We start from the raw sequence: 23,024 nt of genomic DNA, 5'->3' as shown, positions 1-23,024 counted from the left end.
TCGTCCCTCTCTCAGCGAGAGAGGGCGCCAAAATCAGTGCGCCACACCGGCCGCGCCGTGCTCGTCGATCAGCGCGCCGTTGTGGAAGCGCTCGATGGAGAAGGCCTTGGCCAGCGGATGCATCTCGCCCTTGGCCAGGCTGGCGGCGAACACATGGCCCGAACCCGGGGTGGCCTTGAAGCCGCCGGTGCCCCAGCCGCAGTTGAAGAACAGGTTCTTCACCGGCGTCTTGGCGATGATCGGGCAGGCGTCCGGGGTGGTGTCGACGATGCCGCCCCACTGGCGGTTCATGCGCACGCGCGAGAGCACCGGGAACATCTCGACGATGGCCTGCAGGGTGTGTTCGATGGTCGGGTAGGAGCCGCGCTGGCCGTAGCCGTTGTAGCCGTCGATACCGGCGCCGATGACCAGGTCGCCCTTGTCCGACTGGCTGATGTAGCCGTGCACGGCGTTGGACATGATCACGGTGTCGATGATCGGCTTGATCGGCTCGGAGACCAGCGCCTGCAGCGGGTGCGATTCCAGCGGCAGGCGGAAACCGGCGAGCTTGGCCATGTGACCGGAGTTACCGGCGGTGACCACGCCGACGCGCCGGGCGCCGATGAAGCCCTTGCTGGTTTCCACGCCGATGCACACGCCGTTCTCCTTGCGAAAGCCGATCACCTCGGTCTGCTGGATCAGGTCGACGCCCAGGGCGTCGGCGGCGCGGGCGAAGCCCCAGGCCACCGCGTCGTGACGGGCGACGCCGCCGCGGCGCTGCAGCGAGGCGCCGAGGATCGGATAGCGGGTGTTCTTGCTGCAGTCCAGGTAGGGGATCATCTCCGCCACCTGCTTGGCATCCACCACCTCGCCGTCGATGCCGTTGAGGCGGTTGGCGCTGACCCGGCGCTCGATGTCGCGCATGTCCTGCAGGGTGTGGCCGAGGTTGAACACGCCGCGCTGGGAGAACATGACGTTGTAGTTGAGGTCCTGCGACAGGCCTTCCCACAGCTTCATGGCGTGCTCGTAGAGCTGCGCCGACTCGTCCCACAGGTAGTTGGAACGCACGATGGTGGTGTTGCGCGCGGTGTTGCCACCACCCAGCCAGCCCTTCTCGACGACGGCGACGTTCTTCACGCCGAATTCCTTGGCCAGGTAGTAGGCGGTGGCCAGGCCGTGACCGCCACCGCCGACGATGACCACGTCGTACACCGGCTTGGGCGTCGGGTTGCGCCACATGCGCTGCCAGTTCTCATGGTGGCTGAAAGAGTGCTTGAACAGGCCGAAGCCGGAATAGCGTTGCATAGAGGCGCTCCTGAATTCTGTTCCCCTCTCCCCTGGGAGAGAGTTGGGGCGAGAAGCCGATCGCTACGACTCCTCGCCCGCCCTGTGGGCACCCTCTCCACAAGGGAGAGGGGAAAATCTGTTAGCGATACACAGGGTAGTCAGCGCACAGCCCAGCCACCTGCTTGGCCACCTGCGCCTCGACATCGGCATCGCCGAGGTGCTCGAGGATGTCGCAGATCCAGCCGGCCAGCGCGATGCTCTGCGCTTCCTTCAGGCCGCGGGTGGTGATCGCCGGGGTACCGATGCGCAGGCCCGAGGTGACGAACGGCGACTGCGGGTCGTTCGGCACGGCGTTCTTGTTCACGGTGATGCCGGCACGGCCCAGCGCCGCATCGGCTTCCTTGCCGGTGATGCCCTGCTTGATCAGGCTGAGCAGGAACAGGTGGTTGTCGGTGCCGCCGGAGACCACGTCGAAGCCACGATCCATGAACACCTGGGCCATGGCCTGGGCGTTCTTGATCACCTGAGCCTGGTACTCCTTGAACTCGGGCTCCAGCGCTTCCTTGAAGCACACCGCCTTGGCGGCGATCACGTGCATCAGCGGGCCGCCCTGGGCGCCGGGGAACACCGCGGAGTTGAGCTTCTTCTCGATCTCTTCGTTGGCCTTGGCCAGGATCAGGCCGCCACGCGGACCGCGCAGGGTCTTGTGGGTGGTGGTGGTGACCACGTCGGCGAAGGGGATCGGGTTCGGGTACAGGCCGGCCGCGACCAGACCCGCCACGTGCGCCATATCGACGAACAGGTAGGCACCAACCTTGTCGGCGATGGCGCGGAAGCGCGGGAAGTCGAGGGTCTTGGAGTAGGCGGAGAAGCCGGCGACTATCATCTTCGGCTTGTGCTCGACGGCCAGGCGCTCCACCTCGTCGTAGTCGATCAGCCCGGTGGCGGGATTCAGACCATACTGCACGGCGTTGTACAGCTTGCCCGAGGACGACACCTTGGCGCCGTGGGTCAGGTGGCCGCCATGGGCCAGGCTCATGCCGAGGATGGTGTCGCCGGCATTGAGCAGCGCCAGGTACACGGCGCTGTTGGCGGAGGAACCGGAGTGCGGCTGGACGTTGGCGAAGTCGGCGCCGAACAGCTCTTTGGCGCGATCGATGGCCAGTTGCTCGACCTTGTCGACGTACTCGCAGCCACCGTAGTAGCGCTTGCCCGGGTAGCCCTCGGCGTACTTGTTGGTCAGCCCGCTGCCCTGCGCTTCCATCACGCGCTGGCTGCAGTAGTTCTCCGAGGCGATCAGCTCGATATGCTCTTCCTGACGACGCTCTTCCTGGTCGATGGCGGCGAGCAACTCATCGTCGTAACCCTGGATCTGGTCCTGCTTGCTGAACATCTCGATCTCCCGGCAACCCGTCAGGGCCGCATCTGTGTTGGCGAAGCGCCCGCCGCGCTGGCTCGCGGAGCCATCGGCAAGGCGTCTGTTGGGATCGATTGTGCGAAATAGCCTGGGGGGTCATTTGCCTAATTACGACGTCAAAATGCTCAAACTGACCTGCCCCGAATCACGCGACGAGCGGTGACGGCGGCGCCTGGCGGCCCGGCGCCGGGAATGTCGCGCAGAGACAGGTGGCGCCCTGGGCCACGGCGCCGGGCTGGGGGCAATTCGGTGTAAGATCGCGTCATGCGCGCCGGGGGGGCCGAACGGGGTTGACCCGCCTCCCGCTGGCGAGGACCGGACAGGAGTACCAGATGAGCTACGCCGAATATCTGCAACCGCAAGCGCCTGCCTGCGGCACGCTGAAGACCTTCGGCTTCCTGTTGATCCCCAACTTCACCGCCATCGGCTTCGCCTCGGCCATCGAGACCCTGCGCATGGCCGGCCTGGCCGCCAGGCATCCGCTGTACCGTACCCTGCTGATCGCCGCCGACCAGGAACCGGTGCCGGCCAGCAACGGCATGCGCGTGCTACCGGACACTGGCTTCGAGCAGGCGCCGCCGCTGGACGCACTGTTCGTCGTCGGCGCCAACCCGATTCCGCAGAAATACGACCGTGCGCTGCTCGCCTGGCTGCGCCGGCTGGCCGAACAGGGCGTGCCGCTGGGCGGCATCTGCACCGGCAGCCACCTGCTGGCCTGCGCCGGCCTGCTCAAGGGCTACCGCTGCACCCTGCACTGGGAAGACATCGAGCAGGTGCAGGACAGGTTCCCGGGGATCATCATCTCCAACCAGCTGTACGAGCTGGATCGCGATCGCTACACCTGTTCCGGCGGCACCGCCGCGATGGACATGACCCTGCAGCTGGTCAGCCGCGAGCCCGGCGGCGCCGAGATCGCCAGTCGCGCCGCCGAACTGCTGCTGTGCGACCGGGTGCGCAACGCCCGCGACCAGCAGCGCATCCCGCTGCGGCAGAAGATCGGCAACGCCCAACCCAAGCTGAGCCAGATCGTGGCGATCATGGAGGCGAATCTGGAGGAACCGCTGGAACTGGAGGAGCTGGCGCAGCTCAACGAGGTGTCGGTGCGCCAGCTGGAGCGCCTGTTCCACAAGTACCTGGGGCGCAAGCCCAGCCAGTACTACCTGGAACTGCGCCTGAACCGGGCGCGCGAGTTGCTGCTGCGCAGCGATGCCCAGGTGCGCGACGTCGCCCTGGCCTGCGGCTTCGCCTCGCCGGCGCACTTCTCCAAGTGCTACAGCCGGCAGTTCGGCCTGTCGCCGCGCGGCGAGCGCAAGCAGAGCGGGATCGCGGTGCAGGAATAATCCCCCGCCCCGCGCGCGACTCAGGCCAGACGCGCCGCCATGCGCACCTTGCCGCGGGTCAGCAGGCTGACCGCCACGTAGCACAGCGACGAGGCCAGGCAACCGAGCAGCGGGCCCTCCACCCAGCCGATATCGCTGCTCAACAGCAGTCCGCCGCTGGTGAAGAAGCCGACCAGCATGGCCGCCAGCGCGCCGGCGACATTGCCGCGCCAGAAGGTGGAGATGAACACCGGGCCGATCATCGCCGCCAGCAGGGTGCCGGAGCCGAGGATGCCGAGCCAGGACAGCATGAACGGCGGCGCGTACATCATCATCAGCAACCCCAGCAGACCCAGCGCTACCACCGCGATGCGGTTGATGACCAGCGCATGCGGCGAGTCCGTCTCGGCATGCTTGTTCAGCGCCAGGCGCAGGTCGTGCGAGGTCGCCGAGGCCACGGTATGCAGCATGGAGTTGGCGGTGGACTTCATGGCGAAGATGATGAACAGGGTGATCAGCCCCTGCAGCGCCGGGTGCATGAAGGTCTGCAGGTACATCGGCATGGTGCTGTCGGGGTCGGCCAGTGGCGGACCGAAGGCACGCATGTACAGGCCGACCATGGGGATCAGGCTGAGCAGGCTGCCGAGAATGGCCACATAGATGCCGACCCTGTGCATCTTCACCTTGGGCCTGAAGGCCAGAAAGCGGATGGCCATATAGGGCAACACCGCGGTGAACAGGAAGGCATAGGGCAGCACCAGGAACACCGAGCCCTTGCTAGCGCCGTAGGGCGTAGCGGTGGCCGGATTGAGCAGGTTCGGGTCGATAGCATCGAGCCTGGCTTGCCACAGCCCCAGGTCGACGCTGGTGAACACCTGCAGCATGATCGCCAGCGCGGCCAGGGCCATGCCGCAGACCATCAGGGTGTCGGTCCAGGCCACCGCGGCCAGGCCGCCGAGCATGGTGTAGAGGATGATCACCGAGACCATCAGCCAGGCGCTGCTGGTCATCTCGATGTTCAGCCAGGACGCGCCGAGCATGCCCACCGCCTTGATCTGGCTGACCAGAAAGACCATCAGCAGGACGATGGTCATGACCGCCGCCACCCCCTGCAGCAGGCGCCCGCCGGCGCCGCCGCCATGGATCTGGCCGATGTACTCGGGGATGGTGTTGCTGCCCATGCACAGGGCGCGCTTCTGCATGTGATTGGCGAAGAACAGCACCGCGATCATCATCGCCGGGGCGAAGAAGAAGTTGCCCAGCAGCTCGATGGCGCCGAACTCGTAGGCCACCGCCGGCGAGCCCATGAAGCCCCAGCCGCTGAAGCCGGTGGCGACTATGGTGCTGGCGCCGACGAAGGCGCCCAGGCTGCGGCCGGCGAGCAGGAAGCCGCCTTCGTCGCTGTCCCTGACCTTGCGCGAGGAGAGAAAACCTATGCCGATCATCAACGCGAAGGTGACGATCAGCAGGGCCCAGTTGAACGCTTCATAGAAATCCATTGCACCTACTCCGTCGGTCGGGAGGTTTCGTGGGCGGCACGGCACACATAGGTGGCCGCCGCGATCAGGAACATGAGGATGTTGAGCGCTACGAAAAGCGTGAGTACCCAGGAACTCATAGGTGAGGCCTCTTGTTGTCGTTATGGGCGACCCGCAGGGCGGGGTGGGGCCGGCCGCAGGACGCGGCCGGCGCCTCTCAGACGGCGGGCTGAGCGATCACCGCTTCGGCGCGCAGAGCCTTGGTCAGGCTCAGGCACATCAGCAGCATGATCAGCGAGAACGGCAGGGCGCCGGCGATGGCCGCGGTCTGCAGGGTGGCCAGCGAGGCGGTGCCGCCGGCGACCAGCAGCACGCCGGCCACCACGCCCTGCTGCGCGCCCCAGAACACCCGATGGCGCTTGGCCGGGTGGATGCCGCCATGGGACATGATGGTGGTCAGCACCAGGGTGGCGGAGTCGGCCGAGGTGATGAAGTAGGTGGCCACCAGCAGGGTGCCCAGCCACAGCGCCAGGGTGCCGAGGCCCTCGAGCGCCATGCTGTCCACGGTGGCGAAGAAGGCGCTGGCGACGTCCTGGGACACCGCGGCGGCGACCCCGCCCTGGTCGAACAACTCGTGGCTCATGGCGGTGCCGCCGAACGCTGCGATCCACACGAAGGTCATCAGCGACGGCACCAGGATCACCCCTAGGATGAACTCGCGGATGGTCCGCCCACGGGAAACCCGGGCGATGAACACGCCGACGAAGGGCGCCCAGGACAGCCACCAGCCCCAGTAGAACACCGTCCACCAGCCCTGCCAGCTGGACTTCCAGCCCTCCCAGGCGCCCGGGTCCTGGCGGCTGGCGTCCATCCAGAAGCTCATCTCGATGAAATGCGCCAGGTAGTCGCCGGTGGCGTCGACCAGCGACATGATCAGGTAGCGGCTCGGCCCCCAGATGAAGAAGAACAGGATCAGCACGAAGCTCAGCCAGATGTTCAGCTCGCTGAGCCGCTTGATCCCGCGGGTCACGCCGGAAACCGCGGACAGCACGGCGATCAGGGTGATGCCGCCGATCAGGCTGAGCTGCACCAGGATCGAGCTGTCCAGACCGAGCAGACGGTTGAGGCCGGCGTTGATCTGCTGCGCGCCGAGACCCAGCGAGGTGGCGACGCCAAAGATGGTGGCGAGGATCGCCAGGATGTCCACCGCATGGCCGAGCGGGCCGTCCATCAGGCGGCCGAACAGCGGGCGCAGGGTGGAGCGGATGGTCAGCGGCAGGTTCTTGCGGAAGGCGGCGTAGGCCAACGCCAGGGCGACGATGCAGTAGATCGACCAGGCATGCAGGCCCCAGTGGAAGAAGGTGATGCGCATGGCGCTTTCCGCCGTCGCGGCGTTCATGCTGCCGTCGCTGAAGGGGTTGCCCTGCAGATGGAACATCGGCTCGGCGATGCTCCAGAAGATCAGGCCGATGCCCTGCCCGGCAGAGAACACCATGGCGAACCAGGAGAAGTAGCCGAACTCGGGCCGCTCGTCCTGGCGTCCCAGGCGGATGCGGCCGAAGCGGCTGAAGGCCAGCCAGGCGTTGAAGAACAGGAACAACGCGGCGATCAGCACGTAGTACCAGGTGAAGTAGTAGGTGATGCCGCTGCGCACCCGGTCGAACAGCAGCGCCGCCTGTTCCTGGAACAGCAGCAGGCCGGCCACCACCGCCACTATCACCAGCAGCGAACCGAGGGTGACCACGGGGTTGAGGCCCTTGAGCCAGGCGCTCTCGGATATGTCCACGCCAGCCTCCTGTGGCGGCCCGGCGAAGGTTGATGAGGGTTCCGCCACGCATTGGTGCGCTTTCATGATGCTAGCCTCTCGATCATTCTTGTCATTGTCGGAATCAGTGGGCGAAGTCATGCGGCTGTCGCGTCTGCAGCATCAGGGGACGTTCTCGAACGCCTCGCCGACCGCCTTGGCGATACCCTCCACGCACACCTCGAGAATCAGCTCGCCCTTCTCGCGGCTGGCGCCACGGGCGGAAGACAGCGTGCCGGGGGCCGGGGTGCGCGAAGGATCGATGGGATAGAGGTCGTAGGGCGGGAAGGTCGCCGGCGGATGGTCCACCACGCGGCTCATGTCTACCCGCTGCGGGTAGAGGGCGAGCATCAGCGAGGTTTCGAAGACGCCGCCATGCTCGATGTCCCAGCCGAGGAAGCCGTCCGGGTAGAGCTGGGCGATCACCTGCGGATCCTTGACGAAGTCCCAGTAGGACAGCAGCACCACGCGGAAGTCGTCGATGCCGGCGTAGCGCAGCTCGCGCAGACCGAGGTCGATGCCTTCGACGAGGAACATGGCGTTCTCGTAGTGGCCGTTCATCAGCACCAGGTGGCGTACGCCGTGCCGCCCGAGCTCGCGGATGATGTCCAGCACCGTGTGGCTGAGGGTGGCCCCGTCCAGGCTGGTGGTGCCGGGGAAATGGTTGCCGCCGCCGGACTTCTGCTGCGACTTGTAGCCGTATGGCAGAGCCGGCAGCACCAGGCCGCCGATACGCTGGGCGACGCGCTGGCTGACCGCGGTGGGCAGCAGCACGTCGACATCCATACACAGGTGGTGGCCGTGCTGCTCCAGGGCGCCGACCGGCAGGAACAGCACCCGCTGACCATCGGCCACCAGGGCTTCGTATTCTTTCCAGCTCAGTTCGCCGACGAACACGCTGTCATTCATTAAGTGACCTCCTGGTCACCTGCCGGCGGCAGGCGACCCTAAAGGGGCCGTGCCCGACGGGGCACGGCGGTGACTGTGGCTATTTACGGATGATGTTGCGCTCCGGGCCGTAGGGGAACTTGGTGATGTTCTCCGCACCCTGCTCGTTGACGATGAGGATGTCGTGCTCGCGGTAGCCGCCGGCGCCGGGCCGGCCTTCGGGCAGCATGATCATCGGCTCCATCGACACCACCATGCCCGGCTCCAGCACCGTGTCGATGTCCTCGCGCAGCTCCAGCCCAGCCTCGCGCCCGTAGTAGTGGCTGAGGGTGCCGAACGAGTGGCCGTAGCCGAAGGTGCGGTACTGTAGCAGGTCGTGACTGAGGAAGATCTCGTTCAGCTCCTTGGCGATGTCGCTGCAGCGTGCGCCGGGCTTGATCAGCTTGAGGCCGGCCTCGTGTACTTCGACGTTGGCCAGCCACAGGCGCAGGTGGTCGTCGGAGCAATGGTCGAGGAACAGGGTGCGCTCCAGCGCGGTGTAGTAGCCGGCGATCATCGGGAAGCAGTTGAGGCTGAGGATGTCGCCCTTGTTCACCTTGCGCGTGGTCACCGGGTTGTGCGCGCCGTCGGTGTTGATGCCGGACTGGAACCAGGTCCAGGTGTCCATCAACTCGACGTCCTCGAAGGTCTCGGCGATGGCGCGGACCATGGCCTGGGTAGCGTGCAGGGCCACCTCGTACTCCGGCACCTGGTCGCGCAGGGCCTCGACCACCGCCGCGCCGCCGATGTCGGCGATGCGTGCGCCGTGGCGGATCATCACGTGCTCCTCGGCGGACTTGATCATGCGCATGCGCATGCAGGGCGCGGCGACGTCAACCAACTCGGCATCCGGATAGCGGGCGGCCAGCTTGTCGCGGTTCTGCAGGTTCAGGTGGTCGAACTCGATGCCGATGCGCCGCGCGCGTGGCAGCGCCTGCTGGATGGCGACGAAGTAGTTGTCGCGCTGCCAGTCGGTGTAGACGATGTTGTCGGTACCCACGGTGCGGCGCCAGGGCTGGCCGCCGTCGATATTGGCGCTGATGCTGACCACGTCGTCCTGGGTCACCACCAGGGCGTAGGGGCGGCCGAAGGAGCAGTAGAGGAAGTCCGAGTAGTAGTTGATGTTGTGGTACGAGGTGAAGATCGCCGCGTCGATATTCTCGGCCGCCAGGTGGGCGCGCAGCTTGGCATGACGGTTGGCGTATTCCTGGGCGGTGAACGTCGATTTGACCTTTTCGCCGTTCCGGATCCGAAGCGTTTGGGGCATCTGCATGGCGTGAATCCCTTTGCTGTCTGGGGTAAGGCGACCGGCCGGTTTGGCGGGTCGTTGCAGAGGATTGCAACAGATGCCCGGCGCGAACTTTTGTACGATTCCGACCCGAAGTTGGTCAGATCCGCTGCGGTGGATGCTCCCCCTCCCCCGCGGCGTCCGAGCGGGCGATCACAGGCCGAAAGGGCTATGCCGCAGTTGCCTGTCGATGCGCCGATTTCGCTCGTTCAGGAGCGCACGTATTGGTGATCGTGCAGCGAACGTCGCGAAATGATTGCGCTGCTGCAGGGCGTTCAATCGCTGGAATAAAAAGAGGCCCGAGCCGCGCTGCCAGCACGGTCGGGCCTCGAAAGAGCGACAGTAGGGGATGTCGTCGTTCAGTGCAGCACGGCCTCCGCCAAGTGACTCGGCCGCTCGCTGCTGGGGGCCAGGCCGAAATGCTCGCGATAGCAACGCGAGAAGGTCTGCGCCGAAAGGAAACCGCAAGCGGCCGCCACCTCGATCACGCTGAGGCGGGTGCGGCGCAGCAACTGGCGCGCGCGCACCAGGCGCAGACGCAGGTAGTAGCGCGCCGGCGAGCACTGCAGGTGCTTCTCGAACAACCGCTCCAGCTGACGCCGCGACAGCGCGACGAACCCCGCCAGCTGGCCGAGTTCGAGCGGCTCCTCGAGGTTGGCCTCCATCAGGCCGATGACCTCACGCAGCTTCGGGCTGAGTGCGTCGCCGCACAGGTGCGGCGGCAACTGCGCCGGGAGCGGCTCGCAGCGGACCAGCTCGAACGCCAGGGTCTCGGCGATCGCCCTGAGCAGCACCTGGCCATGCCGGCCGGCGATCAGCTGCAGCATCAGCTCCAGGCCGGCTCCACCGCCGGCGGCGGTAGCGCGGTCGCGATCGACGACGAAGGGCCGGGCGCTCAGCGCCACGCCGGGAAACGCACGCTGCAGGTCCACCCGGCAGCGCCAGCTGGTGCTGCACTGGTAGCCCTCGAGCAGCCCCGCGCGGGCCAGCGTCAAGCTGCCGCTGCCGAGCGCGCCGAGAAACAGCCCGGGGCGCGCCTGCGCCTGCAGGTAGCGCTCCAGCTCGGGCCACGCGCCGTCCTGCACACCATCGCTGCCGCAGAGGATCAGGCCGTGCCATTGCCCCCCGCCAGTGGCGGCGCCATCCGGAGTTACCCACATGCCGTTGCTGGCGCGCAGCGGCCGACCGTCCAGGCTCAGCGTCTGCCAGCGGTACAGGCTGCGTCCGGCCAACTGGTTGGCCAGGCGCAACGGTTCCAGCGCGGCGGCCAGCGCCACCAGGCTGAACTGCTCGACCAGCAGGAAGCCGATCGATTCCACGGCGGCAACGGCCGGCACCTTCTCGAAGCTGGTCATTCGGGCGATCCTCGATAGCGTCGTCGGAAGGGAAGTCAGCACTCGACCTGGCTCACCGCCAGGCCGCCGCGCGAGGTTTCCTTGTACTTGTCGTGCATGTCGGCGCCGGTGTCGCGCATGGTGCGGATCACCCGGTCCAGCGAGATGTGGTGCTCGCCATCGCCGCGCAGGGCCATCTGCGCCGCGTTGATCGCCTTCACCGCGGCGATCGCGTTGCGCTCGATGCACGGCACCTGCACCAGCCCGCCGACCGGGTCGCAGGTCAGACCCAGGTTGTGCTCCAGGCCGATCTCGGCGGCGTTCTCCAGCTGTTCCGGGCTGGCACCGAGCACCTCGGCCAGCCCCGCCGCGGCCATGGCGCAGGCCGAGCCCACCTCGCCCTGGCAACCGACCTCGGCACCGGAAATCGAGGCGTTCTTCTTGCACAGGATGCCCACCGCCGCCGCGGCCAGCAGGAAGTCGACCACGTCGGCGTCGCTGGCGTCCGGGTTGAAGCGCATGTAGTAGTGCAGCACCGCCGGGATGATCCCCGCCGCGCCGTTGGTCGGCGCGGTGACCATGCGCCCGCCCGCGGCGTTCTCCTCGTTGACCGCCAGGGCGTAGAGGTTGACCCACTCCATGGCGCTCATGGTGCTGCCGATCACGTTGGGCTTGCCCAGCTCCTGCAGGCTGCGGTGCAGCTTGGCCGCACGCCGGCGCACCTTGAGCCCGCCGGGCAGGATGCCTTCCTCGGTCAGACCATGGGCGACGCAGTCCTGCATGGCCTGCCACAGCTGCATCAGGCCGGCGCGGATGTCGGCCTCGCTGCGCCAGGCCTTCTCGTTTTCCAGCATCAGCTGCGACACGCGCAGGCCGTGCCGGCGGCACAGGCTCAGCAGCTCGGCGCCGCTGGAGAAGTCGTAGGGCAGCTGGGTGTGATCCTGGTCCAGCACCCCGCTGGCCGCCTGCGCGGCATCGACGACGAAGCCGCCGCCCACCGAGTAGTAGGTGTCGGCATGCAGTTCGCCGGCCGCATCGAAGGCGATCAGGCTCATGGCGTTGGGGTGATACGGCAGGTTCTCGTCGAGCAGGCGCATGTCGCGCGCCCAGTCGAAGTCGATCGCCAGGCGGTTGTCCAGCAGCAGGCTGTTGCTTTCACGCAGGGCGGCGATGCCCGGGGCGATCTGCGCCGGATCGATGCGATCCGGCCACTCGCCCATCAGGCCCATGATCACCGCGGTGTCGCTGCCGTGGCCGACGCCGGTGGCCGACAGCGAACCGTACAGGCGCACCTCGATGCGCTGCACGCGCTCCAGCACGGCGCGCTCGCGTAGTGCCTCGACGAACAGCGCGGCGGCGCGCATCGGCCCCACCGTGTGCGAGCTGGAAGGCCCGATGCCAATCTTGAACAGGTCGAATACGCTGATGGCCACCACAGGACTCCTCGGCTCGAACGCGCCAGGGGGCGCAGTGCGGCAGATTGTCCGATGTCGCTGCGCGGCAAATTTGTTCAGCTTCGACGCGAAAGTGTTCAGAGTCGCCCCGCCGACCTACCCACAGGAGTGGTGGATCAAGCTGTGGATAAGCTCTGCGTAGCCGGCGCCAGGCCAGAGGCGCCAAGGCCTCCGAGAGATCGGATGTTTATTGAGCGATATCAATGAGTTAATCGCTCAGACCATGCACAGATACTGTGCATGGGGCTGTGCATAAGCTGTGGCCAGCAGGCGCCAGACCTTGCCTGCTCTGGCTTTGCAGCGACTGAGCGAGAAATGGCCAGTGCGTCGGCCGCCCGACTTATCCACTCGCGACACCCGGCGCGTGGGCGCGACGCGGTGGACTATGCACAGAAGCTGTGGAGGAAACTGTGCATAGGCTGTTCGACCCCGGCCAGGGCCCAGGCCCCACAAGGCCTCCCGCAAATCGATTAAAAACCGAGCAGAATCAAATAGATATAACCGGCTTGTGCACAAATGCTGTGCATCGTCCTGTGCACAGCCTGTGGGCACGTCGCGCCAGGCCAGGAGCCCCGCGCCCCAGGCGGCGGCGCGCGTTATTTGTTCAATCCGGGTTCGGCTTGATGCGGCTGCTGCAGGTACCGGTGACCTTGGTCATGCGCTCCTGCAACGCCGCATCGGCCGGGGACTGGCGGCTGAGTGACTGTATCTCGGACTCGCTGAACTCGCCGCTGACCTGTTCGGCGGCGCAATCGCAATAGGCCTCCAGCTGCGGCTGCTCGTAGCCCGCCGGGGCGCCGTTGATGCATTCCTGGATGAACTCGCTCCTGGCCTGCGAGGACCACTCCGCCGCGGACAGCGGCAGGGCGACGGCCAGCGGCAGGGCGAGGGCGAGCAGATGGCGATGGTTCATAAGGGACTCCTTTTGATGGCGAAGGACCGTTAGCGGCGCGGTGCCGGACGGCAAACCGCCGCCCTGGAGTTGTGAACCCTGCACGGCGCAGGGAGTTCCGGCTATTTGCCCAACGGCCACGTCCGCACTGGTGCGGCACTGCGCATCGATACAACAAGTTGTCGCCCTGACGGCCCCGGGCCAGGGCCGGCGCGGAGTAAAGTAGCGCGATCTGCCGGTGCGCCCTGCCGGTCCCGCTCGAGAAGGAACGCCCCATGCCCGAAAATGCCCAGCAATTTGCCAGCGACAACTACTCCGGCATCTGCCCGGAGGCCTGGGCCGCCATGGCCGAGGCCAACCAGGGTCATCAGCGCGCCTACGGCGACGACGAGTGGACCGCCCGCGCCGCCGACCATTTCCGTCGCCTGTTCGAGACCGACTGCGAGGTGTTCTTCGCCTTCAACGGCACCGCCGCCAACTCCCTGGCCCTGGCCTCGCTGTGCCAGAGCTACCACAGCGTGATCTGCTCGGAGACCGCCCACGTCGAGACCGACGAATGCGGCGCCCCGGAGTTCTTCTCCAACGGTTCCAAGCTGCTGCTGGCGCGCAGCGCGGACGGCAAGCTGACGCCCGAGGCGATCCGCGAGGTAGCGCTCAAGCGCCAGGACATTCACTACCCCAAGCCGCGCGTGGTGACCCTGACCCAGGCCACCGAGGTCGGCACCGTGTATCGCCCGGACGAGGTGCGTGCGATCAGCCAGACCTGCAAGGAGCTGGGGCTGAACCTGCACATGGACGGCGCGCGCTTCTCCAACGCCTGCGCCTTCCTCGGCTGCAGCCCGGCCGAGCTGACCTGGAAGGCCGGCGTCGACGTCCTGTGCTTCGGCGGCACCAAGAACGGCATGGCGGTTGGCGAGGCCATCCTGTTCTTCAACAAGGCCCTGGCCGAGGACTTCGACTATCGCTGCAAGCAGGCCGGTCAGCTGGCCTCGAAGATGCGCTACCTGTCGGCGCCCTGGGTCGGCCTGCTGCAGGACGACGCCTGGCTGCGCTATGCCGGCCACGCCAACCGCTGCGCCCAGCTGCTGGCCAGCCTGGTGGCGGACGTACCCGGCGTCAGCCTGATGTTCCCGGTTCAGGCCAACGGCGTGTTCCTGCAGCTGTCGGAGCCGGCCATCGCCGCGCTGACCGCCCGCGGCTGGCGCTTCTACACCTTCATCGGCGCCGGCGGCGCGCGCTTCATGTGCAGCTGGGATACCGAGGAGACGCGCGTGCGCCAGCTGGCCGCCGACATCCGCGAGGTGATGAGCGCCTGACGCCCGGCTCACGCCGGCGGCTACATCTTCCAGCGCAGGTTGAAGGCGATGTTGTTGGCGTTGCTGCTGTCGCTGAACACCCCGTTGTAGTCGATGTCGAGGACGATGTTCGGGGTGATCGAATAATCGGCGTTGAGCTCGACCAGGAAGCTGTTGCGCGGCAACTCGGTGCCCAGCACGCGGAACCGGTCGCCGCCCTCCAGCTGCAGGTCCAGCTCCGGGCGCAGGTCGCCATTGATCTGCCGCCAGGTGAACGAGCCGTTGAGCAGCAGGTCGCGCTCGGCCAGCTGGAACAGCTGCTGGCCGCGCACGCCGAGGCTGCTGCTGAGCAACTCGTTGCGCTGGCTGTCCGCAGATAGCGCGGCGGCCCCGCCCTTCTCGCTGAAGCTGTCGCCGCGCTGGTCGATCAGCAGCAGGCCGACGAAGGGCTCGACATAGGCCGGCTCGCCGAACTTCAGGTGCCAGGCGAGCTCGCCGAAGCCCTGCGCGGTGTTGACGTCGTACTGGCGGGTCAGCCGCTGCGGGCCATCGATCAGGCGCACGTCGCGCCGGCTGTCGATCTGGTGCTGGCTGTAGCCGCCGCCACCGAATAGCTTGAGGATGCCGCGCGACAGCTGGAAATCGCGGCCACCGTAGAGGGCGTAGCGGTAGCTGTCCGAGTCGGCCTTGGCGTCGCGCGAGTCGACATCCAGCTGCTCCTGGCCGTAGCCGAAGGCACCGCCCAGGCGCCAGTCGCCGTAAACCGGCCAGTCGCCGCCGAGCAGCATGCTCTCGTGATCCTGGATGATCTCGCCGGCGTTGCCGTCGTCATCGATGCGCTGGCGACCGCCGCCCACCTGCACCCAGTAGGGCAGCGCGCGCTCCGGCGCGGCGAGGTTGCGGCGCAGGTTGCCCAGCGGCGCACGCGACAGGTTGAGGTCGTCGAACAGCACCGACGAGGCGATACTGGCGTGGGCGTCGCCGGACAGCCTGTTGAAGGTGTCGGCCACCTCGTCCTCGCCCAGGTCGAGCAGGGTGCGGTAGACCTCGTTGTCCTGGTCGAGGCTCTCGGCGGCCTCGGCGAAGGCGCGCTGGTTGGGCGTACGCGCCAGGCTGGTGAAGCTGATGTCGTTGCGCGTCAGGGTCAGGGTGACGTCGCTGCCGTCGTAGCTCAGGCTGGGGTCGAGAAAGGCCAGGTTGGAGCTGACGCTGTCGAACTGGCCGCTCAGCTGGCCGGCACTGAGGATGCTGTAGCTGGTGCTCGGCGCATAGGTGCCGTTTTCCGCCAGCACCTGCACCGTGCCGGCCAGGCTGGCCGGGCCGCTGGCCACCACCCGGTCGGCATTGCCGGCCGCATCGGTCTCCACCTGGTAGACCGAACCCGGGTCGAAGACCAGGTCGCCATCGACATTCAGCGTGCCGATGGAAGTGCCCGGCGCCAGGATGCCGCCGTTGGCGAGCTGCACGCTGCCGACGGTGCCGGTGCCGCCCAGGATGCCGCCGCCGAGTACCCGGATATCGGCGAGCAGCGAGCCGTTGACTGCCAGGGTGCCGCCGCGTACCTCGGCGCTGCCGGCCTCCTCGCTGGAGCCGGAGAGGCTGCTGCTGCCGGTCAGCTCGAGCAGGCCGGCGCCATCCTTGACGAAGGTGCCCGAGCCGGAAAGGACGCCGGCGAAGCGGGTATCGCTCGCCTGGTCGACCGTCAGCGTGCTCATGATCTGGATGGCACCGCCGCTGCCGGCCAGGCTGGACATCTGCAGGTCGAAGCTGGACAGCTCCAGGGTGCCGCCGTTGACGGTATAGGCCGTGGCATTGGGCAGCGCGCCCTCCACCGCCCCGGCCAGGGTGCCGCCCTCGAGCACCGTGCCGCCGCTGTAGCCGTTGGCCGCAGCGAGCAGCAACAGTCCGTCGCCCGTCTTGATCAGCGCCCCGCTACCGCCGATGGCGCTGCCGAGGACGACGAAGTTGCCGTTGGTATCGAACACGCCGCCGTTGGGGCCCAGTGGCGCGAGGCGATCGGAGATGTCGAAGCCGTTGTCCACCGCCCATTGCAGGCCGCCGCCGTTGAGGGTCAGCGCACCGCTGCCGAGGCCGCTGGGATCGCTGAAATTGATCAGCCCCTGCTCGACGATCAGCGCGCCGGCGAAACTGGAATTGAAGCCACTGAGCGTCAAAACCCCGCTGCCGCGTTTGATCAACGCGGAGTCCACGCCGCCAATCAGGGAGCCGGACAGCTCGGTGGACAGGTCGTTGCCGCCGACGGCGAGTCGCACCGCGTCAAGCTCGAAGATCCCGTCGCCCTCGATGGAACCGGCCGAGAGGTTGCCGTCGTCGTTCGGCCCGGTGCCGGCGAACCTGACGAAAGCGCCGTTCTCGGCGATCAGCCGGGCATTGCCCGCGGTACTCCGCTCGGAAAAGCTCAGCTGGCTGTAGTAGTCGCTCACGCGAATCTCGGCATTGCCGGCGCTGCTCTGTCCCGAGAAGGAGATGCTGCCGAACTCGACGCTGAGCCTGGCGTTGCCGGCCGTACTCTGCCCGAGGAACTGCGTGTCGCCGACTATGCTGGCGTTGGCGGCGCTGCTGCGCCCGTCGAAGATGGTCTGGCCGCCATCGCTGTTGCTGATGGTTGCGGAGCCGGCGTTGCTGTCGTCGAGGAAATAGGTGGCGAAATTGTCGCTGGGATTGCTGATGCCGGCGCTGCCGGCGCTGCTGTCGTCGCGGAAGTTGATGTCCTGCTCCAGCGCGCTGCTGTCGAGCGTGCCCGAGGCGGTGTCATTGCCGGTGAAGTCCAAGGCCCAGGCGGTCGCCGAGGCCAGCGACGCGAACACAAGCAAGCCGCGACGCGAAACGCGTCCTAGCGTAACGGAATCCATTGCCGCTCCTCCCCCTGCCATACCAGGCGAACGGCTCACGCAGGGCGAGCCGGGTTCTCAGGAGCGGACTGCAACCAGACCCGTTACGCGGGCACGGCGGCCGGCGCACGGCTGGTAACGTCCTGACAGTTGCAGCAAGACTAGCCAAACCACGGCCAACCGCCAGCAACCCGGGGCGCTCGAAACCTGGAAAGCCGAGCGCCCTGACGGGCGGCCTACGGACGCGCCGATGGCGCGTGGAGATGCATTCAGTAATCGATCGCCACGTCACCCTTCGGCACGCTGCAGCAGGACAGGATGTAGCCCTCGGCCACGTCCTCGTCGGTGATGCCGCCGTTGTGCTCCATCTCCACCTCGCCGGAGGTCTTGAGCACCTTGCAGGTACCGCAGATGCCCATGCCGCAGGCCTTGGGGATGTGCAGGCCGAGCTTGGCCGCGGCGGCGTGCACGGTCTCGCCGGGGGCAACGCGGATGCTCTTGCCGGTGCTGACGAACTCCACCTGGTGCAGGTCGGCCAGCGGTAGCTCCGGCGCCTCGGCCGCTTCGGCGGCCAGCTCCTTGACCTCCTGGCGGATCTCCGGCGGCGTCGGGCCGAAGGCCTCCTCGTGGTAACGGCTCATGTCGAAGCCGTTGCCCTGCAGCAGGTGCTTGATCGCGCTCATGTAGGGGGTCGGGCCGCAGCAGAAGATCTCGCGCTCCATGAAGTCCGGGGCGATCAGCTCGAGCATGCGCTGATTGAGATAGCCGCGGTAACCGGCCCAGGCCTCGCCCAGGCCGTGCTTCTCGCAGATCAGGTGCAGGCTGAAGTTGTTGATCCGCGAGGCCATGTGCTCCAGCTCGCGGTGGTAGATGATGTCCTTGGGCGAACGGGCGCTGTGGACGAAAACCATGTCGACGTTGGCGTTGGTGTCGAAGAACCAGCGTGCCATGGACATCACCGGGGTGATGCCGACGCCGCCGGAGAGGAACAGCACGCGCTCGGCGGGAAAGTCGATGGCGTTGAACATCCCCACCGGGCCGTGCACCGGCAGCTCGTCGCCCTCGTTGAGGTTGTCGTGCAGCCAGTTCGAGACCTTGCCGCCCGGCACCCGCTTGATGGTGATGGAGAAGCTGTAGGGCACCGACGGCGAGCTGGAGATGGTGTAGGAGCGCATGATCGGCTGACCGTCGATCTCCAGCTCCAGGGTGACGAACTGCCCCGGCTTGAAGAAGAACAGCACCGGCTGCTCGGCCATGAAACAGAAGGTCCGCACGTCCCAGGTTTCCTGGATCACCTTGACACAGCGCACCAGGTGGCGGCCATTGGTCCAGGTCTGGGTGTTAACCGGATTGAGGAAGGCGTTGGTGGTCATGAACGGCTCTCCACGCGGCCGGACATCGGCCTATATGGCGCCGATTGTGCGAAAGGCCGCGGGGCGTCACTTACCTGCCAGCGACATCGACATGCTTATCGCGACCTGCCGCTTGGCACGGGGCCTGGAGCGTCGGAAACGCATCCGGCCATGTCGCCCATGGATAAGGTTTCGCGGCGCGCCGACTCCACACTCCGCCTCAGATGGACCACAACAGATCGCGCCACGCATCGCGCCGATTCAAGGCGACGCAGCGGCCGACGAACGCCTTGCGTCATACACCGTATCAGCCACATATACGGCTGCCGCCCACGCGCCAGCCACGAGGAGTCACTGATGGACTGCACCCATAACCTGAGCCTGGGCGACCCGCTGGAGCCCGCACGCAAGGCCACCGCCCGCATGCTGCACGAGCGTGAACGCACCTTTTCGCTGCCGCAACCCTTCTACAACGACGAGCGCCTGTTCCAGATCGACATGCAGGAGATCTTCCACAAGGAGTGGCTGATCGCCGGCATGACTTGCGAGATCCCGGCCAAGGGCAACTTCATCACCCTGCAGCTCGGCGACAACCCGATCCTCGTCGTGCGCGGCGCCGAGGGCCAGATCCATGCCTTCCACAACGTCTGCCGCCACCGCGGCTCGCGTCTGTGCGTGAGCGACAAGGGCAAGGTCGCCAAGCTGGTCTGCCCCTACCACCAGTGGACCTACGAGCTGGACGGCCGCCTGCTGTTCGCCGGCACCGAGATGGGCGCGGACTTCAAACTCAGCGACTACAACCTCAAGCCGGTTCACTGCAAGAGCGCCGGTGGCTTCATCTTCATCAGCCTGGCGGAAAACCCGCCGGCGATCGACGAATTCCTCGCCGGCCTGGCTCACTACATGGAGCCGTACGACATGGAGAACACCAAGGTCGCGGTGCAGAGCGTGATGTCGGAGAAGGCCAACTGGAAGCTGGTGCTGGAGAACAACCGCGAGTGCTACCACTGCAACGGTTCGCACCCGGAACTGCTCAACACCCTGCTGGAATGGGACGACACCAACGACCCGCGTGCGACCCAGGAATTCAAGGATCACGTCGCCGAATGCGCCGCCGCCTGGGAGGCGGAGAAGATTCCTTACGTGCACGCCGGCTTCGGCCTGCGCAACCGCATCGTGCGCATGCCGCTGCTCAAGGGCACCGTGTCCATGACCATGGACGGCAAGCAGGGCTGCAAGAAGCTGATGGGCCGGATCAAGAACCCGGACCTGGGCTCCATGCGCATCCTCCACCTGCCGCATTCGTGGAACCACTGCATGGGCGACCACCTGATCAACTTCACCGTGTGGCCGATCAGCGCCCAGGAGTCGGTGGTGATCACCAAGTGGCTGGTGCACAAGGACGCGGTGGAAGGCGTCGACTACGACGTCGAGCGCCTGCGCCAGGTGTGGGACGCCACCAACGACCAGGACCGTCGCCTCGGCGAGGAGAACCAGCGCGGCATCAACTCCACCGCCTACCAGCCCGGCCCGTACTCCAAGACCTACGAGTTCGGCGTGGTCAACTTCCTCGACTGGTACAGCGAGCGCATGCTCAACAACCTCGGCGACACTCCGGCGCAAGCGCTGCGCGAGGTGTCGGGCGAGTGATGTCGCTCAGCCTGCTGCTGGTGATCGGGCTGGCGGCCTACGGGCTGCTGGCCTGTAGGCCGACCAGGTAGCCGGGCGGGGTATCGCTCAGCGCCTCGACAAGGAAGTCGACGAACACCCGCACCTTGGCCTGTAGCTGCCGGCGGGAGGGATAGACGGCGTATAGCTGCGTTTCCATCATCTGCCAGTCTTCCAGCAACGCCTGCAGCCGGCCGCTCTCCAGGTCGTCCCGCACATAGGCTTCAGGAACCAGGCTGACGCCGTGGCCCGCACGCAGCGCGGCACACAGCGCCAGGCTGGAATTGACCCGATAGCGCCCCCGCACTTCGACCCGCCGGCTCTCCTCGCCACGCTGAAAGAGCCACTCCTTGGCATGTCCGGACAGGGAGAACTGCACGCACTCCATGGCCTGCAGGTCCTCCGGCGTCACAGGCACGCCGTGCTTGCGCAAGTAGCCCGGAGCGGCACAAAGCACATGGCGCAGCGTCAGCAGCGGGCGCGCGACGAGGCTCGAATCTTCCAGACGATCGCTACCGCGAATTGCCAGGTCGAAGCCCTCGCCGATCAGATCGACACGACGATCATCCAGCTGCAGATCCAGCGCCAGCCCGGGATAGCGCGCGAGAAAGCGGGGGATGACATCGGCGAGGCAGACCAGGCTGAACGACATTGGCGCACTGACACGCAAGGTACCGCTCGGAGTGCTCTGCATGGCCCCCAGCAAGCTGTCGGCCTCGTGCAGATCATCGAGGATCCGGGCGACCTGCTGGTAGTAGTGCAGGCCGGCCTCGGTCAGGCTCATGCGCCGCGTCGTGCGATTGAGCAGGCGCACCGCGAGATGCGCCTCCAGTTCGCCGATGTTCTTGCTCACGGCCGCGGCCGAGAGCTTCAAGTAGCGCGAGGCCGCGGCAAAGCTGCCGCGCTCGACCACCTGGCGGAACACGACGAGAGCGGTAAGACGATCCATCCATTATCAACCATTGGTAAATAGTCATTACACAATAGCTTGGATTATCAACTCAATGTCGGATAACTAACCTGTCGATCACCATCAGCGACAGGAATCCGCCATGACCCACCCCCTACTCACCGCCATCGAACAACGCAGCTCGGTCAATCACTTCGACCCGCAATACCGCCTGGACGATGCCAGCGTCGAGGCCCTGGTTGCCTGGGCTGGCCGCGCGCCCAGCGCGTTCAACCTGCAGAACTGGCGCTTCGTCGCCGTACGCAGCGAGGCCGGCAAGCAACGCCTGCGCGAGCTGGCCTGGAACCAGGCCAAGGTCAGCGAGGCCGCGGTAACCTTCATCGTCTGCGGCGTGCTGCCACGCGCCGACTCGCTTGGCGAGCGCCTGTCCCCCTCGGTGACCGCCGGCTTCATGCGCGCCGACCTGGTGACGGCCTGGCAGTCCAGCGCCACGCAGATGTACGCCGACGTTCCGCACAGCCGCCGCGACGAGGCGATCCGCAGCGCCACCTTTGCCGCCTCGACCCTGATGCTTGCCGGCCAGGCGCTGGGCCTGGCGGCCAGCCCCATGAGCGGCTTCGACATCAGTGGTGTCAGCCATGCCTTTGCCCTGCGCGAAGATGAGATCCCCGCGATGTTGGTGACCATGGGCAAGGCTCAGGCCAACAACTGGCCGCAGAAGCCACGCCGACCGGTCCACGAAATACTGGAACTGGCATAGGGCAACAGCATGAATCGACACGCCGACCTGCTGCTCACTGCCCTGGCGCCGACAGTCTGGGGCAGTACCTATGTGGTCACCACCTTGCTGCTGCCACCCGACTATCCCCTGACCATGGCCCTGCTGCGCGCCCTGCCGGCCGGCCTGTTGCTGCTGCTCCTGGTACGCCAGATGCCGCGCAGAAGCTGGTGGCCGCGCGTGCTGTTGCTCGGCGCGCTCAACTTCTCTCTGTTCTGGGCCATGCTGTTCGTCGCCGCCTATCGCCTGCCAGGCGGCGTAGCGGCCACCCTGGGTGCCATCCAGCCTCTTCTGGTGATCTTGCTGGCAAAGCCGTTGTTGGGTTCGACCATCCGCGCCCTGGCAATCCTGGCCGCCCTCGCAGGCATATCCGGCGTCGCCCTGCTGGTGCTCACGCCCCGCGCCGCACTGGACCCGCTCGGCATCGCCGCCGCGCTCACCGGAGCCCTATCCATGGCACTGGGCACGGTGCTCAGCCGCCGCTGGCAGCCACCGGTGTCGGCGCTCACCTTCACGGCCTGGCAACTGCTCGCTGGCGGCCTGTGGCTGCTGCCCGCCGTGTTGCTGCTGGAACCGCAAGCGCCGACGCTGACCGCGGCGAATCTCGCCGGCATCGCCTATCTGGCCCTGATCGGTGCCGCCCTGACCTACCTGCTCTGGTTTCGAGGCGTGGCTCGCCTGGAGCCGGCAGCCCTGTCGTCATTGGGCTTTCTCAGTCCGCTGAGCGCGGTGCTGCTAGGCTGGCTCCTGCTCGGCCAGGACCTCGGTCAGCTGCAGCTACTGGGCATGGCAATCGTGGCAATCAGCGTCTGGCTGGGACAGCTCAAGCAACGCGGCTCGGTCTTGCCCATGCCGGCCATGCGCCTCGGGCGAACGGGCAGGATGGACGCGCGAGGCGACACATCGGACTGAATGACGGAAGGCATCGCATCCGCCACCAGACTCCGCCAAGTGCTATGCGCCCAACAAAAAGCCCCGCCAGATCGCTCT

General features: G+C 66.7%; 17 protein-coding genes. 5 read left to right on the top strand and 12 right to left on the bottom strand.

The window, feature by feature from the left end:
- Positions 1-33 precede the first annotated feature (33 nt).
- On the bottom strand, positions 34-1,284 hold the full coding sequence (locus ACUTAF_RS23250) for a sarcosine oxidase subunit beta family protein (RefSeq protein ID WP_445582181.1): 1,251 nt from the start codon (positions 1,282-1,284) through the stop codon (positions 34-36).
- A gap of 121 nt (positions 1,285-1,405) precedes the next feature.
- Entirely contained in the window at positions 1,406-2,659 is a 1,254-nt protein-coding gene (gene glyA, locus ACUTAF_RS23245; protein WP_445582180.1) for a serine hydroxymethyltransferase, read from the bottom strand.
- A 356-nt stretch (positions 2,660-3,015) separates the two neighbouring features.
- On the opposite strand from glyA, the gene ACUTAF_RS23240 reads away from it, so the two are divergent.
- Positions 3,016-4,023 (top strand): GlxA family transcriptional regulator, encoded by a 1,008-nt coding sequence (locus ACUTAF_RS23240; protein ID WP_021442229.1) that lies wholly within the window; start codon positions 3,016-3,018, stop codon positions 4,021-4,023.
- Between the two features lie 20 nt (positions 4,024-4,043).
- Here the strand turns inward: ACUTAF_RS23240 and ACUTAF_RS23235 are convergent, their stop codons facing one another.
- From ACUTAF_RS23235 to ACUTAF_RS23205, 7 genes are all read right to left on the bottom strand, one after another.
- Positions 4,044-5,501 (bottom strand): sodium:solute symporter family protein, encoded by a 1,458-nt coding sequence (locus tag ACUTAF_RS23235; protein ID WP_445582179.1) that lies wholly within the window; start codon positions 5,499-5,501, stop codon positions 4,044-4,046.
- Positions 5,502-5,697: 196 nt separating this feature from the next.
- Positions 5,698-7,266 carry a BCCT family transporter gene (locus ACUTAF_RS23230; RefSeq protein WP_445582178.1) on the bottom strand — a complete coding sequence of 523 codons (1,569 nt, stop codon included), beginning with the start codon at positions 7,264-7,266 and terminating at the stop codon, positions 5,698-5,700.
- A gap of 141 nt (positions 7,267-7,407) precedes the next feature.
- Positions 7,408-8,193, bottom strand: coding sequence for a creatininase (locus ACUTAF_RS23225; RefSeq protein ID WP_021442225.1), 786 nt, complete (start codon positions 8,191-8,193; stop codon positions 7,408-7,410).
- A gap of 79 nt (positions 8,194-8,272) precedes the next feature.
- The gene (locus ACUTAF_RS23220) at positions 8,273-9,484 is read right to left on the bottom strand and encodes a M24 family metallopeptidase (RefSeq protein ID WP_397486923.1); all 1,212 of its coding nucleotides are present in this window, start codon (positions 9,482-9,484) and stop codon (positions 8,273-8,275) included.
- A gap of 374 nt (positions 9,485-9,858) precedes the next feature.
- The gene (locus ACUTAF_RS23215) at positions 9,859-10,854 is read right to left on the bottom strand and encodes a GlxA family transcriptional regulator (protein ID WP_445582177.1); all 996 of its coding nucleotides are present in this window, start codon (positions 10,852-10,854) and stop codon (positions 9,859-9,861) included.
- Positions 10,855-10,889: 35 nt separating this feature from the next.
- Positions 10,890-12,266 (bottom strand): L-serine ammonia-lyase, encoded by a 1,377-nt coding sequence (locus ACUTAF_RS23210; RefSeq protein WP_445582176.1) that lies wholly within the window; start codon positions 12,264-12,266, stop codon positions 10,890-10,892.
- A gap of 625 nt (positions 12,267-12,891) precedes the next feature.
- On the bottom strand, positions 12,892-13,200 hold the full coding sequence (locus tag ACUTAF_RS23205; RefSeq protein WP_445582175.1) for a hypothetical protein: 309 nt from the start codon (positions 13,198-13,200) through the stop codon (positions 12,892-12,894).
- Between the two features lie 254 nt (positions 13,201-13,454).
- Between ACUTAF_RS23205 and ACUTAF_RS23200 the strand changes: the two genes are divergently transcribed.
- Positions 13,455-14,495, top strand: a complete 1,041-nt coding sequence (locus tag ACUTAF_RS23200; RefSeq protein ID WP_445582174.1) for a threonine aldolase family protein — start codon at positions 13,455-13,457, stop codon at positions 14,493-14,495.
- A 20-nt stretch (positions 14,496-14,515) separates the two neighbouring features.
- On the opposite strand, the gene ACUTAF_RS23195 is transcribed toward ACUTAF_RS23200, so the two are convergent.
- Together ACUTAF_RS23195 and gbcB are read right to left on the bottom strand one after the other, a co-directional pair.
- Complete coding sequence (locus ACUTAF_RS23195) at positions 14,516-17,302, bottom strand: autotransporter family protein (protein ID WP_445582173.1); 2,787 nt, start codon at positions 17,300-17,302, stop codon at positions 14,516-14,518.
- A gap of 293 nt (positions 17,303-17,595) precedes the next feature.
- Positions 17,596-18,699: a glycine-betaine demethylase subunit GbcB gene (gbcB, locus tag ACUTAF_RS23190; protein ID WP_445582172.1), complete on the bottom strand. Its 1,104-nt coding sequence runs from the start codon at positions 18,697-18,699 to the stop codon at positions 17,596-17,598.
- 336 nt (positions 18,700-19,035) lie between these two features.
- Here gbcB and gbcA point away from each other — a divergent pair, with 336 nt between their 5' ends.
- Positions 19,036-20,328, top strand: coding sequence for a glycine-betaine demethylase subunit GbcA (gene gbcA, locus ACUTAF_RS23185; RefSeq protein WP_445582171.1), 1,293 nt, complete (start codon positions 19,036-19,038; stop codon positions 20,326-20,328).
- Positions 20,329-20,365: 37 nt separating this feature from the next.
- Here gbcA and ACUTAF_RS23180 read toward each other — a convergent pair whose 3' ends face one another.
- Complete coding sequence (locus tag ACUTAF_RS23180) at positions 20,366-21,295, bottom strand: LysR family transcriptional regulator (RefSeq protein WP_445582170.1); 930 nt, start codon at positions 21,293-21,295, stop codon at positions 20,366-20,368.
- A 103-nt stretch (positions 21,296-21,398) separates the two neighbouring features.
- Between ACUTAF_RS23180 and ACUTAF_RS23175 the strand changes: the two genes are divergently transcribed.
- Both ACUTAF_RS23175 and ACUTAF_RS23170 read left to right on the top strand, forming a co-directional pair.
- The gene (locus ACUTAF_RS23175; RefSeq protein ID WP_445582169.1) at positions 21,399-22,016 is read left to right on the top strand and encodes a nitroreductase family protein; all 618 of its coding nucleotides are present in this window, start codon (positions 21,399-21,401) and stop codon (positions 22,014-22,016) included.
- A gap of 9 nt (positions 22,017-22,025) precedes the next feature.
- Positions 22,026-22,946 carry an EamA family transporter gene (locus ACUTAF_RS23170; RefSeq protein ID WP_445582168.1) on the top strand — a complete coding sequence of 307 codons (921 nt, stop codon included), beginning with the start codon at positions 22,026-22,028 and terminating at the stop codon, positions 22,944-22,946.
- Positions 22,947-23,024: the final 78 nt, after the last annotated feature.

It is taken from the genome of Pseudomonas sp. SP16.1 (genome assembly GCF_052682975.1).
This window is presented reverse-complemented; position numbering and strand designations above follow the sequence as displayed.

Excerpts from the sequence above, each read along its gene's own strand:
- ACUTAF_RS23250 (WP_445582181.1), bottom strand. The coding sequence starts at position 1,284 with ATGCAACGCTATTCCGGCTTCGGCCTGTTCAAGCACTCTTTCAGCCAC.
- glyA (WP_445582180.1), bottom strand. The coding sequence starts at position 2,659 with ATGTTCAGCAAGCAGGACCAGATCCAGGGTTACGACGATGAGTTGCTC.
- ACUTAF_RS23240 (WP_021442229.1), top strand. The coding sequence starts at position 3,016 with ATGAGCTACGCCGAATATCTGCAACCGCAAGCGCCTGCCTGCGGCACG.
- ACUTAF_RS23235 (WP_445582179.1), bottom strand. The coding sequence starts at position 5,501 with ATGGATTTCTATGAAGCGTTCAACTGGGCCCTGCTGATCGTCACCTTC.
- ACUTAF_RS23225 (WP_021442225.1), bottom strand. The coding sequence starts at position 8,193 with ATGAATGACAGCGTGTTCGTCGGCGAACTGAGCTGGAAAGAATACGAA.
- ACUTAF_RS23220 (WP_397486923.1), bottom strand. The coding sequence starts at position 9,484 with ATGCAGATGCCCCAAACGCTTCGGATCCGGAACGGCGAAAAGGTCAAA.
- ACUTAF_RS23215 (WP_445582177.1), bottom strand. The coding sequence starts at position 10,854 with ATGACCAGCTTCGAGAAGGTGCCGGCCGTTGCCGCCGTGGAATCGATC.
- ACUTAF_RS23205 (WP_445582175.1), bottom strand. The coding sequence starts at position 13,200 with ATGAACCATCGCCATCTGCTCGCCCTCGCCCTGCCGCTGGCCGTCGCC.
- ACUTAF_RS23200 (WP_445582174.1), top strand. The coding sequence starts at position 13,455 with ATGCCCGAAAATGCCCAGCAATTTGCCAGCGACAACTACTCCGGCATC.
- gbcB (WP_445582172.1), bottom strand. The coding sequence starts at position 18,699 with ATGACCACCAACGCCTTCCTCAATCCGGTTAACACCCAGACCTGGACC.
- gbcA (WP_445582171.1), top strand. The coding sequence starts at position 19,036 with ATGGACTGCACCCATAACCTGAGCCTGGGCGACCCGCTGGAGCCCGCA.
- ACUTAF_RS23180 (WP_445582170.1), bottom strand. The coding sequence starts at position 21,295 with ATGGATCGTCTTACCGCTCTCGTCGTGTTCCGCCAGGTGGTCGAGCGC.
- ACUTAF_RS23175 (WP_445582169.1), top strand. The coding sequence starts at position 21,399 with ATGACCCACCCCCTACTCACCGCCATCGAACAACGCAGCTCGGTCAAT.
- ACUTAF_RS23170 (WP_445582168.1), top strand. The coding sequence starts at position 22,026 with ATGAATCGACACGCCGACCTGCTGCTCACTGCCCTGGCGCCGACAGTC.